We start from the raw sequence: 14,820 nt of genomic DNA on the forward strand, positions 1-14,820 counted from the left end.
GGTTTAGGAGAGCAAGAGGTTATGATAAACTAACGATCTGCACAAAATAAAAATCTTCTAAAAAACTACACCAAACAAAGATAATATTTTTCTGGAATACAAAGTGTAAACCGTGGAGAGACAAAGCTAAATACTAGCTTTCATCATCCATACCCATAAATCTTTAGTGAAAAACTGTTAAAACCTGTGACTGTGAGCTTGTCTGTTGCTAAATCTCATCGCCAACCTTGGCCCGGACTGATAGAAGCCTATCGTGAGTACTTACCTGTCAGTGACAATACACCCGTTGTTACCTTGTTAGAGGGTAACACTCCCTTGATTCCGGTGCCGGCGATCGCAGAACGCATTGGCAGACAAGTCAGCGTATTTGTCAAATACGACGGTCTCAACCCGACAGGCAGTTTTAAAGACCGAGGGATGACGATGGCCATTTCCAAGGCCAAGGAAGCTGGCGCGAAAGCAGTAATTTGCGCGAGTACAGGTAACACTTCCGCCGCAGCCGCAGCTTATGCCAAGCGTGGGGGAATGAATGCTTTTGTGCTGATTCCTGATGGTTATGTTGCTCTGGGCAAATTAGCGCAGGCTTTATTATATGGAGCCGAAGTTCTGGCAATTAAAGGGAATTTTGACCGCGCCTTAGAAATTGTCCGGGAAATGGCCGAGAGCTATCCTATAACTTTGGTGAATTCCGTTAATCCCTACCGTTTAGAAGGACAGAAAACCGGAGCCTTTGAAGTAGTTGATGCTCTGGGTAACGCTCCAGACTGGTTATGTATCCCGGTGGGTAATGCCGGGAATATCTCGGCATATTGGATGGGATTTTGTCAATATCATCAAGCGGGTAAATGCGATCGCCTGCCCAGAATGATGGGATTTCAAGCCGCAGGTGCAGCACCCTTAGTTAACGGTCAGCCAGTAGCCCATCCCGAAACCATCGCCACAGCCATTCGCATTGGGAATCCGGCCAGTTGGGATAAAGCGATCGCGGCTCAAACTGCTAGTCAAGGAACTTTTCAAGCCGTCACTGATGCCGAAATTCTAGATGCTTATCGTCTCTTGGCTGCATCCGAGGGAATTTTCTGTGAACCAGCCAGTGCAGCTTCTGTCGCCGGATTATTAAAAGTCAAAGACCAAGTACCCACAGGTGCAACAGTGGTTTGTGTGCTAACAGGTAATGGACTCAAAGATCCAGATACAGCTATTAAGCACAGTAACAGTCAATTTAAGCAAGGTATCCCAGCCGAATTAACAGCTGTAGCTACAGCAATGGGATTTTAAATACGCACAGTCAAGGGTTAATAGTCAATAGTCATTGATGATTAACCTTCCCAACAACCTCTATAATCTGTTAACAGTTTTGTCTCAGCATTCCCTATTACCTATTTTTAGGATAGATGTAATTTTTAGGGAGCTTGTGTTTGAGAGAAACTTATGCTGGTTTTTTTTAAAATTCTTTTAACTACTCAACAGTTTATTCCTCACGGTCATTGCTATCTTTGGCAATCAAATTTATTAGGACTGCATATTGTATCTGATAGTTTAATTGCACTTGCTTATTATTCCATTCCCTTGACGCTACTTTATTTTGTCCGCCAGCGCCAAGATGTACCATTCAACTGGATATTCTTGCTGTTTGGCACATTTATTATTACTTGTGGCGCTACCCACCTAATGGAAATTTGGACGCTTTGGCATCCTACCTATTGGCTAAGTGGCGGGATTAAAGCGATCGCGGCTGTAGTCTCACTGTACACAGCTTGGGAACTGATATATTTAATGCCTCAAGTACTGGCTTTACCTAGTCCGGCACAACTAGAAGCCGCTAACCAAGAACTCAAGCGAGAAATCAGCGAACGCCAACAGATAGAAGCCGCCTTGCGATGTAGTGAAGAACGTTGGCATTTAGCTGTTGCTGGTACCAATGAAGCAATTTGGGATTTGAACATATCAACTAATCAAACTTTTAGGTCTGAGCGTTGGTATGAGATGTTGGGATATGAACGTTATGAACTCAGCAGTGAAGATGATGAATGGAGCAAACGCATACATCCTGATGATTATGCACAAGTAATTGCAGCCCAAACAGCTTATTTATGGCAACAAACCCCAGATTATAACGTTGAATATCGGCTGCGGCGCAAAGATGGGAGTTACCGCTGGTTTAGATCACGGGCAAAAGCTGTCTGGGATGAACAAGGAAATCCAGTCCGGTTGGTTGGTTCATTAGGGGAAATTACAGACCGCAAACAAGTAGAACTAGCATTGCAAGAGCGAGAAGCAATGTTGCGGCGGATTGGGGATAACCTACCGAATGGGGCAATTTATAAAGTTATTCGGGAATTAGATGGGAGCGATCGCTTTTACTATCTGAGTGCTGGAATTGAAAAAATGATGGAAGTTAGTGCAGCAGATGCACTCAGGGATGCAAGCTTACTCTATCGTCAGTTTATCCCAGAAGATATGCCCCGACTGGAGGCAGCTGTTAACGAGTCAATGCAGCATCTCACCATTTTTAATATTCAACTGCGAATCTGCACACCCAGTGGTCAAATTAAATGGTGTCATTTTCGTTCCTCGCCACGCCAGTTAGAAGATGGTCGAGTCGCTTGGGATGGTTTGGTAGTGGATGTCACCGAACCTAAACGCACGGAAGAAATACTCCGCAAAAATGAAGCCTTGTTAGAAGAATCCCAGCGAGTCGCGCGTTTAGGTAATTGGGAGTATGATTTGTCCACTGGGAAAATTAGCTGGTCAAAAGGTCTATTTGAGCTTTTTCAACGAGATCCAAATCTGTTGGCTCCCAGCTATGAAGAAAATTTGCAACTATATCACCTTGAAGATCGGCAAAAATTAGACCAAGCTGTCAAGCGTACTATTTCAACGGGTGAATCTTACAAACTGGTTTTACGTGCTATCAGATCTGACAAAGAGGAAATTTATGTTGAGGCGATTGGCTATGCAGAGTTAAATGCTAATCAAGAGGTAGTTCGTCTTTATGGTACGGCTCAAGATATTAGCGATCGCATCCAGGCGGAAGAAAAATTGCGCCGCAGTGAAGCCCAGCTAACTACTGCCCAGCATATCGCCCATGTTGGTAGTTGGGAATGGAACTTGGGTGATGAACAACAAATTTGGTCAGTGGAAACCTTTCGGATTTTTGGTCTCTATCCAATTCAACCAGTACCAACTCAAGCAGAATTACTGCGAATGGTTCATCCAGATGATCGCCCCGCTTTACAAGCCCATTTTTTAGCAGCAATTGTCGATGCCTGTCCAATTAATATTGAGTATCGCATTATTCGACCTGATGGCTCAATTCGCTTTTTGGAGTCTAGAGCAGAGGTAGCATATAATACTCAAGAAAAAACAATTAAGTTATTTGGAGCCATTCTCGATATTACAGAGCGTAAACAAACTGAATTAGAAATTATCAAGAGCCGCGACTTGCGCGAAGCTATTTTTAATGAATCTACTGATGCTTTATTTTTAGTTGATCCGACAACATTACTCACTACCGACTGCAATAATCGAGCAGTAGAATTATTTGCCGCTGCATCTAAAGCTGACTTGATTGGGATTGAAGGACACACTCTGCAAAAACGACCTTTTGGTTTTCAAGAGGTAGCTGAAATTCTGACACAAATGAATCAGCAAGGATTTTGGAGCCAAGAAATTGAGTACGTTACAAAACAGGGTAATAGTTTTTGGGGAAACATCGCAGCGAAAGAAATTAGAATTGCTGATCAAGTGATGAATCTGGTGAGAATTACAGATATCAGCGATCGCAAACGCACCGAAGCAGCCTTAACCAAGAGTGAAGAACAACAGCGACTTACACTAGAATTTACCCATATTGGCATCTGGGATTGGAATCTTCAAACAAATGAAGTTATTTGGAATGATAAACTCTATCACTTGCTAGGCTTAGACCCAGAAACATCAACAGCTAAGTATCAGCTATGGCATGATGCCATCCATCCAGATGATGTAGAAAACGTTGAAAAAGCTGTATTGCAAGCTTTGACAACACATACTAACTTTGATGCAGAATATCGCGTAATTCTTCCAAATGGCGAAATTCTCTGGCTGCTAGGCAAAGGACGTGGAATCTACGACACAGCAGATCAGCCTATTCGGATGTTAGGTGTGATTATTGATATTAGCGATCGCAAACTAGCAGAACAAGCACTGCAAGATAAAGAAAATTTTTTACGCAGTATCTACGATGGCGTAGGGCAGTCAATTTTTGTCGTCGATGTTGTAGATGATGATTTTTGCTATGTGGGTTTTAACCACACTCACGAAGAACTAACGGGTTTACGTTCAAATGAGTTGCAAGGTAAAACCCCAGAACAAGTTCTTCCACTAGATGCAGCGGTAATAATCAGACAACATTATCAAAATTGTCTAGCCGCAGGTACAACCATTACTTATAACGAATGTTTACCTTTTAAAGGACAGGAAACCTGGTGGATGACGAGTCTAACACCCCTGAGAGACGAAAGCTCAAGTATTTACCGCATTGTTGGTAGCAGTATTAATATCACAGAGCAACAACGCGCTCAACAAATGCTAGAACTGCAAGCAGTCATTACTCGGAACATGGCTGAGGGGATATGCTTGGTTCGCGCCAACGATGGAATTATCGTCTATGCAAATCCTAAATTTGAGAAAATGTTTAGCTATGACACTGATGAATTAAACGGCTTACATATATCAATTATTAATTATGCAGATGATCAAGCTAAAGCCGAAGAAGTGAATCAGGCCATTCGTGCAGCGGTTTTAGAACATGGCGAAGCCAGCTATGAAGTTCACAATGTGAAAAAAAATGGCACTCCTTTCTGGTGTAGTGCTACCACGTCTATGTTTGAACATCCTGAGTACGGAAAAGTTTTCGTTGCTGTTCACCAAGATATTACCGAACAAAAGCAAGCAGAAGAAAAAATCAAAGCATCTCTCAAAGAAAAAGAAGTTTTACTTAAAGAAATTCACCATCGTGTCAAAAACAATTTAGGCATTGTCAGCAGCTTATTACAAATGCAATGCCGACGCACACAAGACCCGCAAGCATCAGAAATTCTCCGCGATAGCCAAAACCGCATTGCTTCTATTGCCTTAGTCCATGAAAAACTTTACCGTTCCGCAGATTTGGCTAATATTGATTTTTCTCAATATATCCCCGATTTAACAACTCATTTATTCGATTCTTACAATATAACTCCCAATTGTATTAAACTAAAAATCCAAGTTAATGGTGCCAGCCTAGACATTGAAACAGCAATTCCCTGTGGTTTGATTATCAACGAATTAGTTTCTAACGCTTTAAAATACGCTTTTACTGATCGAAGTACAGGCGAAATTCTAGTCAGTTTAGCACAACAAGAATATGACAATTTAATACTTACTGTTCGAGATAATGGAATCGGGCTACCTCAAGATTTTGACAGTAAAAACACGAAAACTCTAGGTATTATTCTTGTCCAAGGTTTAGTTAAACAGTTGAGAGGAAAGATTGAGATTAACTCTCAACAAGGGACAGAATTTAAAATTACTTTTACAAAAAGCAGGGCATGAATATGATGAACATCTCGTCCGATACAAAGAAAACCAACACAGTTCAGGTCTTGATTGTTGAAGATGAGTATATTCTTGCTCTTAATTTACAAGAAAGTTTAGAGTCCCTGGGATACATTGTTGTTGATATTGCTGATACCGCCGAAGCAGCTATTGCCAAAGCAACAGTACTACGCCCAACCTTAATTTTAATGGATATTCGACTGCAAGGTGAGGCTGATGGTATCCAGGCGGCAGAAAAAATTTGGCATGATTTACAAATCCCGATTATCTACGTTACAGGACACTCTGATCAAAGTACTGTAGAACGGGCAACACTCACCTTTCCTTTTGGTTATATTCTTAAACCTATTCGGGAGCAAGAACTCTATGTGTCCATTCAAACAGCGCTGAATCGCTATGAACGAGAACAGTTTTTGAGTACTGTGCTGCGAGGTATGGGGGATGGGGTGATTGTGGTTGATACCCAGTTGCACATAAAGTATATAAATCCAGTAGCAGAAACTCTTACAGGCTGGCAGTTACAAGAAGTGCAAGACCAGATATTAGATCAAGTTTTTCCGATTATTGACGAACAAACCCGGCTACCTGTAGCAAATCCCATTCGTGCTGCTCTAGAACAAGAAAATATTGTATATTTAAGCGATCGCACTTTACTAATTACCAAAGATCAAAAAACTATTCCTATTGCTGATAGTGCAGCACCTCTGCGTGATAACAATGGTAAGATTAGCGGTGCGGTGATAGTGTTTCGGGATGATACACAACGCAGATTAACTCAAGAACGCAACCTCGCACATGAACGCGCTCGTCAGTTAGAAATTCAAATGGCAGAAGTTAAACGGCTGAACCAGTTAAAAGAAGATTTTTTAGCCGCTACTTCTCATGAAATGCGTACGCCGTTATCAAATATTAAAATGGCAATTACAATGCTCGAAAATATTCTCGATCGCCGGCGGATCGTCCAATCAGGTAAGCCTCCAGAAGTAAATGCCGTAGCTCGTTACATCAATATATTACGTTCTGAATGCGAACGCGAGCTAAATTTGGTAGACGATTTATTAAATATGCGTTTCGTTGATGCAGATATATATCCCTTGGAATTAACTTCAATTCATCTGCAAGACTGGCTACCTCACATTACTGAAAGCTTTGAGGAATTTGCTCAAACTCAGCAGCAAATTTTGCAAATAGATGTTCCCCCAGAATTACCTAATATCATGACTGATTTGGCTATCTTGACGCGGATTGTTTCAGAGTTATTAACGAATGCTTGCAGATATACTCCCTTGGGAAAACTGATTACAGTGACGGCTCAACTGACTACAACTTTGAATTATGTAAACCTGCAAGATGAATCATCTGATGTCAAAATTCCTGGGGTAGAAATCATCATCAGCAATTTTGGGGTAGAAATTTCACCACAAGAACAATCTCAAATCTTTGAACCGTTTTATCGTATATCCCAAAATCAAAACCAAGATAAATCTTCGATTTTTGATTTTAATTACCAAGGTCTGCAAAACGAATCTGCACTTAATAGCAGTACAGGTTTAGGGCTGGCTCTGGTAAAAAAACTAGTAGAATATTTGCAAGGTACGATCGCAGTTACTAGTTCTCAAGGTTGGACAAGGTTTACAGTTCAGCTACCATTAACCTTGCCAGAAAGTTCAGATTAAACCTAAATGTTGGCGTAGTGCTTGGCGCATCACGTCAACTGGGACAGTTTCTTGTTGTAACCAAATTTTTAAGGCGGCTGCGCCTTGTTGTACGAGCATTTCTAACCCATCAATCACAATCGCTCCTTGTTTTTCTGCCTGTTGGAGAAATTTTGTCGGCTGGGGAATATAAATTAAATCATAGGCGATCGCACCTGATGGCAGATCAATCATTTCCGCAGCACTCAAAGGTGAGTCATCAACTTTCGGATACATCCCCATTGGTGTAGTATTCACTAATAAATTAGCTTGGGGAATTAGTTTGGCCAGAGTAGGCCATGTATGAACTTGCAGTTTCTCAGCTATGGGTGAACTTCCCCAACTATCCCGGAACTCGATTACTTTTGGTTCATTGCGTCCCACAACATGAATTTCGGCAAAACCCAGTTGATAACAACCTGCAACCACAGCCCTCGCCGCACCGCCATTACCTAAAATTACCGCTACTTTTTGACTCCAATCTTGCTGATATGTTGTTTGTAATGGGGCGATAAATCCCTCAATATCAGTGTTTGTCCCTACCCATTGCTGATTTTTACGGGTAACAGTATTGACTGCACCTATTGCTTGCGCTACGGGTGTAATGTCTGAGAGTAAAGACATAATTGCCTGTTTATGGGGAATTGTCACACTAAAACCTGTCACCCCAATTGCCGCAAAACCTGCGATCGCTATTTGTAAATTCTCTGGTTTAATAGGAAAAGGTAGATAAATATAATCTACGCCTAACGCTGCTAACGCTGCATTGTGCATCACTGGCGACAGCGAATGTTCCACCGGATGTCCAATTACACCTAATAATTTGGTAGTGCCTGTAACTTTAGTCATTGATTAATAGTCAATGGTCAATGGTCAAATTACTATTCAACAGTGGTAAGTAAAGAAGTATATTCTACCTTAGACCACCTAATATATTCAAAGCTTAGAGCTTAGGCATTAGATGTGGCTGTAGTATTATTTCAAACTTAATCGACTTAGCTCAACAGGTGAATGGAGATGCAGCTTGCCAAACGCCACTTGGTATGCCAGAACCTAGAGAATCGCCAGAATTCACCTACAATCTATCCTGATGATTTATAAAACTTTCAATCGATTGGCAGTTAAATGTAGTGCTTTATCATTTGTATTCTTGATTACTCTACTGAGTTGTGTACTGCTCAACACATTAGTTGCTCATGGCACTACTAGCCCTCTTGATGAGGTACAAATTGTTTCTCAAACAGTAGTTGGTAAACCGGGTTTTTTCCAAGTGGGTCAATCAACCAAAGGTCGTTGGTGGTTTATCGCTCCTGATGGCAAAGCTTTTTTTTACAAAGGAGTAACTTCTGTCAATTTTGGCTATCCAGATGCTTATGTACCTATTGTGACCAAAAAATATGGTAGAGATCCTGCGAAATTCCGTCAAGCAGCTTTTGCGCGACTGCGAAGTTGGAATTTTAATGCTTTGGGAGCCTGGACTCCTGCTGAATTATGGGATCGGGGTATGCCTTACACTGTGATACTGGATTTTGTGAAAGTAACTCCACCCGCGGGATTGAAATTAGATGATTGGAAATTGAACTTACCAGATGTCTTTGACCCAGAATGGATAAAAGCAATTGATGCCAAAGCAAAAAGTGTAATTACTTCTATACATCAGAGCAAACTTCTTGTTGGCTATTTCACTGATAATGAACTGAGCTGGTACGATTTGGAAACACCAGACCTCAAAGAAAAGTTGAATCCAGAATTGTTGTTAACAGATCAAGTTAAACCTGCGTTGCTGCAATTGTGTCTGAGTCTAGATCCAAAACAACCTGCATATCAGGCTGCATGGAAATTTGTACTTCAGCGACATGGAAATAATTTAGAGCAATTAGCTCGTGATTGGCTTCTAAATACCAAGACTCTTAAACACATCAAGCAGTTAACAAAGGCAGAAATTACTATTATCTCTCAACCATACTTGCAAGACCTCAGATTATTTGTACAAGAATATGCCAGCAGATATTTTATGTTGACAGCGGCAGCTATTCACCGCTATGACCGTAATCATTTAATCTTAGGATGTAGGTTTGGTAAACCGCCTAGTAAAGAAGTTTTTTCAGCTGTTAAAAGACCTTGGGTCGATGTAGTATCTGCTAACAATTATCGCTACGATATGTATAATCGGATGGATATTTACTACCAATCAACACATTTACCTGTGCTGAATACTGAGTTTAGTTGGGGACATAATGTTTTTTCTCAGCATCTTTTAGCAGAAGAAGCAATAGATGATTTATCTCCGACAGAACGTATGCTTCGTAATGGCGAAAACTCCTTAGCACTAGCTCTAACTCATCCTGGTCTGGTTGGTTACACTTGGTATCGTTGGGTTGATTTGAGTAGTTATAAACCACCAATTAGTCATGGTCTTGTTAATCTTCAAGATGAACCTAATCGATTACATACAAATTTATTGACAAATTTGAATAGCAAAGCTGAAACAATAGCAGTTTCAAGTTCAAATAACTGATGTTATTGGTTAGAGCGATATCACTGCATCATCTCCTGCAACGCCACCGTCTTACCCAAGGAGCCTGTACACACCCCTACTCCTTCTTCTATCCTGCTCTACAATTATTAAGAACTACTTAACATTTCTTATAACTATGCAGGTAAGTACAGCAGCCTCTACAAATGCAGTTCCTGGTCAATATTGGCAGTGGCGAGGTCAAAAAGTTTACTATGTGCGTGCAGGAAAATCACAACCGCAACGTCCGCCTTTGTTGTTGGTGCATGGGTTTGGCGCTTCCACAGACCACTGGCGCAAAAATATCAATGGATTAGATCAAGATTTTGAAGTGTTTGCGATTGATTTATTAGGATTTGGGCGATCGGCTAAACCCAAATTGCAGTACAGTGGTGATTTATGGCGTGACCAACTCCATGATTTTATTAGAGAAGTGATTGGTCGCAAAGCTGTCATAGCAGGTAACTCTCTAGGTGGCTATGCCAGCTTGTGTGTTGCAGCCCAATATCCTGATAGTGTTGCTGGAGTAGTATTACTCAATAGCGCTGGCCCCTTTAGCGAAAACCAAACCACGGCCGAACCAGAAGCTTTACAATCACAAATTCAACCCCCAAAACAACCGTCACCATTACAGCAAATTTTGGGTAATGGTGTTAAGTGGGTTTTGAAACAATCTTTCTCCCGATTTTTAATATTTCAATATGTGCGACAACGTTGGGTAATTCGCCGCACTTTAGAAAAAGTTTATTTAGATAAAACTGCAATTACAGACCAATTAGTAGAAGACATTTATCGCCCTGCTTTTGATACTGGCGCTTTTGATGTTTTTGTTTCTGTTTTTAGCAGCCCTCAAGGAGAAAAAGTTGATGTGCTATTGCAGCGATTAACCTGCCCTTTATTATTATTATGGGGCGAAGCTGATCCTTGGATGAAGGCAAAAGAACGTTCCCAAAAATTCCAGCAATATTATCCTCAACTGACCGAATATTTTCTCAATGCAGGTCATTGTCCCCATGATGAAATTCCAGAGCAAGTCAATCAACTTTTAAGAGATTGGGTTATGTCTATTTCTTAGTAATATTAGGTTGGGTGCTTTACCCAATCTAGTTGAGATGCGATCGCACTCGGTTAAATTGAATATCTGAGATTTCAAACCCTAATAGGGATTAGTTGAAATTGCAATACTCCAGTACTGCCCTTCAGGTGCGTATATATGGTTTCAATCCCTAATAGGGATTAGTTGAAATTGCAATTCGCCTTTTATAAAGAGGGGGCTATACCCATCTTTACGTTTCAATCCCTAATAGGGATTAGTTGAAATTGCAATATCGCACGACTCAAAAATCGCTTCCCGGAAGAGGTTTCAATCCCTAATAGGGATTAGTTGAAATTGCAATTACCAAAACTGTTCGCGTTCCTTTGAGTAAAGCTGCTCTTGTTTCAATCCCTAATAGGGATTAGTTGAAATTGCAATATTAGGATAGATTAATTATTTGCAGTGTGTAATATGTCTGTTTCAATCCCTAATAGGGATTAGTTGAAATTGCAATTTAATCTGTTGCAGCTAAATTGTTCCCATTTTCGTTTCAATCCCTAATAGGGATTAGTTGAAATTGCAATTCTCGATCCACTGCAATTCTAAGCCAAATTGTGCTGCGTTTCAATCCCTAATAGGGATTAGTTGAAATTGCAATCCACCAGGCGTACAAGTGTGGTTCCTTCCTAAAGGGTTTCAATCCCTAATAGGGATTAGTTGAAATTGCAATTTGGGCGATCGCTCCTACCATCCGCGCCTACGTTTCAATCCCTAATAGGGATTAGTTGAAATTGCAATAGCAGGCATTATTTGAGTAGTCTTTGGTTGAGCTGTTTCAATCCCTAATAGGGATTAGTTGAAATTGCAATTCAAGCGAATAATGAAAAGCAAAACGGGCATACAGTTTCAATCCCTAATAGGGATTAGTTGAAATTGCAATATTCCCAATCCTTATAAATCACCAACTCCATCACCGTTTCAATCCCTAATAGGGATTAGTTGAAATTGCAATAGTGTTAAATATACTATTGCACTTGTTGAAGGGCGTTTCAATCCCTAATAGGGATTAGTTGAAATTGCAATCTCAAGCGTTGGTCAAAAAGGTGGCGCTTTTACTGTTTCAATCCCTAATAGGGATTAGTTGAAATTGCAATCATTTCCAATTATAGCAGTAAAAGCCATAATTGCAAGGTTTCAATCCCTAATAGGGATTAGTTGAAATTGCAATTTTATATGTTAGAGCTAGGGTTGAAAATTGCAAATGAGTTTCAATCCCTAATAGGGATTAGTTGAAATTGCAATCGCGGGAGCCAGAAAAGCTTACTATATTTAGTTTTCAAGGTTCGATTTCGCGGATGGGATGATTTTAGCACAAGCAAATGTCAGTTGATTGAACGAAAATATCTGAAATATAGACTGCGTAAGGTGCGCGGATGATTTTAATGAAATTTTCTGGAAAAAGCTTGTACTCTAAGGAATTCAGCGATTGTTGCTTAAAGGCGATTTTCTACACCTACCCATTCGCGCATTTGGAGAGATTTTTTGTTGTGCTGTTCAGATCCCCAACTTTTTGAAAAAGTCGGGGATCTAGATATTACATCAAGATTTGGCGGATTAAAATACTCATGACTTCATCTGAGTTGGCGGTTGGTAGCAGTGGACTCCAGTCGCCGACGCTGGCGTAACCAACGATGTGTAAATGATGAATGGTACTAGTAACGACTTGAGTAGAGCCTATCAGTATGTGCTTAATTGGTTCGCGGTGAGGAAGTTGGTGTTCTGGAGATTGATTGCGGGTGTTTAGATGAAAATCTGCGTTACCTAAATATTGTTGTAACTTTGGCTGGGCGGACTTTTGGATTTGTGGCATCATAATATTTGTACTCTGATGTTGGGTATTAGAGAAAGGCGATCGCAGACTCTTGGCCGAGGGCGATCGCTTTTCTCATGCCTCTATTCTAAAGTATAAAATTATACTTGTCAATTACTAATGCAAAGATTTTTATTAATAATTCCACCATTTTTAGAGAAATCAAATAATACGAAATTATAGGGTTTTTAGAGTTTTAATTGAATGTTGATAGAGAATTATATAAGAAATTAATTTAAAAATTTAAAATATCTAATGATTCTTCTATTTGTAAATCTAAGACTCGTCCTCGTGCATCTTTCAGCGCATCTAATTTGCCTTCTTGACGATAAAGTTCTACAGCCTTTTGAAAGTCTGTAATTGCTTCTTGTTTATCTCCAATTTCTGATTGCACATTGCCACGGTTGTAATAAGCATCAGCATAATTAGGATTAATTTTGATTGCCTGAGTATAATCTTCAAAAGCTCCGGCATTATCGCCTAAATCATAACGAGCGTTACCTCGATTGTAATAAGCATGAGCATCATGAGGGTTAATGGCAATGCCTTGAGTGTAATCATCAATTGCACCTTCATAATCGCCTATATCAGCACGAGCATTACCACGATTTTTATAAGCAATCGCATCGTGGGGATTCATTTTGATGGCTTTAGTAAAACTTTGCTGATATCCTAAAAAATAACGTGACATCCCACGGTTTTTATAAGTTATGGCATAGTTAGGATTAATTTTGAGTGCTTGAGTATAGTCTTCGATTGCGCCTTGATTGTCTCCTAAATGAGAACGAGCATCAGCGCGGTTTTTATAAGCAACAGCCATATTAGGATTTAGTCTAATAGCTTGAGTATAATCATCAATAGCTGCGGTATAGTCGCCTAATTGATAATGAGCTAAACCTCGTTTGATATAAAATTTGGCATCATTGAGATTAATTTTAATTGCTTGAGAATAATCTGCGATCGCTTCTGCATAATCTCCTAGTTGATAATAGCTTAACCCCCGCTGATAATAAATTTCTGCATCATTTGGATGTAATTTTAAGGCTTGGCTATAGTGAGCGATCGCATCTGAATATTCTCCTTTAACTAAGCAATTATGCCCTAGTTTTAGATAATCAATTTCTTGTGGATATATTAATGACTTCTCAGGTTGATTAACTGGTAACTTAGGTGAAAATAACTGAGAATGATTAGTTGATAAAAAACTCTGCGGTTTGTGGTTATCTTCTAACTTGGCTAAGTTGTAATTAATGGCGGGTTGATACTGTTCTAAATAGCAACGCAAACCACCACCATATAATAATTGTTCTATCCCGAAAGCGATTCTCCCTGTTTTGAGTTTAATCATCCGGGTAGGTAGAAACCCAGCCAAAAAAAGATGATATTCAGATTGAGCTTCGTGTACTTCTTCTTGAATTAAGATGCAGACGATAACTGCATTTTTTTCTACTTCTTCGGAACTGACAGACCATCTTACTTTATCAAGGCTGCCATGCCGAGATTTGACTTCAATGCCGACTGATGGGTTAGTGGTCAGGGTAAAATCAATTTTACCGTCACCGCCGAAGCGTTTTTCATAATCGACTTCGGTAATTAAATCCGCCAAACGTTCTTTGACAACTTCCTCACCTAATTTACCTTTGAGATAGCTGATAAAAACGTCACGTACTGGCGAAACCCGCTTATATTTTTCCGCCATCAGCCAGCAAAAATCTCGCAGAATTTTTAATCTTTCGCCAGAGATTATAATTAATTCACTATATTGAGCTTCTGTTTCGCAATGAAGCAGAGAACCGGATGTTAACCTTTGAATAAAATCAGACTGTAGCGATCGCAGTAGCGTAATCCAGTCCATTGATATATCTGCGAATCTTTGAATTTAGATTATTGTATTCAAATATTCCAGCCGCGTAAACATTTAATAGTGGGGAAAACTCATATTTCCCATATCCCCGACTTATTCAATAAGTTGAGGATTTAGATTGTCAAGAATAATTTAGGGTAGCTATAGACGTTGTGAATAGCTAATTGCAATAATTGTTGATAAACTTAATCAGCAATATAGTTTGACTCAACTATGTAAAACTATATACAAAAAATTATTGTAATTTACAGTAATACCCGG

At 39.9% G+C, this 14,820-nt stretch carries 9 protein-coding genes and 1 CRISPR repeat array; of the genes, 6 read left to right on the forward strand and 3 right to left on the reverse strand.

Annotated features, from left to right (window positions below):
• The first annotated feature begins 186 nt into the window (after window positions 1-186).
• The 3 genes from thrC to NCWK1_RS07065 all read left to right on the forward strand — a co-directional run bounded on the left by thrC (window position 187) and on the right by NCWK1_RS07065 (window position 7,256).
• The gene (gene thrC, locus NCWK1_RS07055; protein ID WP_103124224.1) at window positions 187-1,278 is read left to right on the forward strand and encodes a threonine synthase; all 1,092 of its coding nucleotides are present in this window, start codon (window positions 187-189) and stop codon (window positions 1,276-1,278) included.
• A 153-nt stretch (window positions 1,279-1,431) separates the two neighbouring features.
• Window positions 1,432-5,577, forward strand: coding sequence for a PAS domain-containing protein (locus tag NCWK1_RS07060; protein WP_103124225.1), 4,146 nt, complete (start codon window positions 1,432-1,434; stop codon window positions 5,575-5,577).
• A gap of 2 nt (window positions 5,578-5,579) precedes the next feature.
• A complete protein-coding gene (locus NCWK1_RS07065; RefSeq protein WP_103124226.1) occupies window positions 5,580-7,256 on the forward strand; it encodes a hybrid sensor histidine kinase/response regulator in 1,677 nt (558 codons plus the stop codon).
• Here NCWK1_RS07065 and NCWK1_RS07070 read toward each other — a convergent pair.
• The gene (locus tag NCWK1_RS07070; RefSeq protein WP_103124227.1) at window positions 7,248-8,123 is read right to left on the reverse strand and encodes a shikimate dehydrogenase; all 876 of its coding nucleotides are present in this window, start codon (window positions 8,121-8,123) and stop codon (window positions 7,248-7,250) included. The genes NCWK1_RS07065 and NCWK1_RS07070 overlap by 9 nt on opposite strands.
• Before the next feature lie 6 nt (window positions 8,124-8,129).
• Here NCWK1_RS07070 and NCWK1_RS30380 point away from each other — a divergent pair, with 6 nt between their 5' ends.
• From NCWK1_RS30380 to NCWK1_RS07085, 3 genes are all read left to right on the forward strand, one after another.
• Window positions 8,130-8,228 (forward strand): group II intron maturase-specific domain-containing protein, encoded by a 99-nt coding sequence (locus tag NCWK1_RS30380; RefSeq protein ID WP_096584808.1) that lies wholly within the window; start codon window positions 8,130-8,132, stop codon window positions 8,226-8,228.
• 196 nt (window positions 8,229-8,424) lie between these two features.
• Entirely contained in the window at window positions 8,425-9,792 is a 1,368-nt protein-coding gene (locus NCWK1_RS07080) for a hypothetical protein (protein WP_146033957.1), read from the forward strand.
• A 136-nt stretch (window positions 9,793-9,928) separates the two neighbouring features.
• Window positions 9,929-10,864, forward strand: coding sequence for an alpha/beta fold hydrolase (locus tag NCWK1_RS07085; protein WP_103124229.1), 936 nt, complete (start codon window positions 9,929-9,931; stop codon window positions 10,862-10,864).
• A gap of 71 nt (window positions 10,865-10,935) precedes the next feature.
• A CRISPR array of direct repeats spans window positions 10,936-12,127; the repeat unit is 37 nt; unit sequence GTTTCAATCCCTAATAGGGATTAGTTGAAATTGCAAT.
• Between the two features lie 292 nt (window positions 12,128-12,419).
• Here the strand turns inward: NCWK1_RS07085 and NCWK1_RS07090 are convergent.
• Complete coding sequence (locus tag NCWK1_RS07090) at window positions 12,420-12,698, reverse strand: hypothetical protein (RefSeq protein WP_422730841.1); 279 nt, start codon at window positions 12,696-12,698, stop codon at window positions 12,420-12,422.
• A 232-nt stretch (window positions 12,699-12,930) separates the two neighbouring features.
• The gene (locus tag NCWK1_RS07095; protein WP_103124230.1) at window positions 12,931-14,550 is read right to left on the reverse strand and encodes a tetratricopeptide repeat protein; all 1,620 of its coding nucleotides are present in this window, start codon (window positions 14,548-14,550) and stop codon (window positions 12,931-12,933) included.
• Between the last annotated feature and the right edge of the window lie 270 nt (window positions 14,551-14,820).

Source organism: Nostoc cycadae WK-1 (assembly GCF_002897135.1).
Lineage (GTDB): Bacteria > Cyanobacteriota > Cyanobacteriia > Cyanobacteriales > Nostocaceae > Nostoc_B.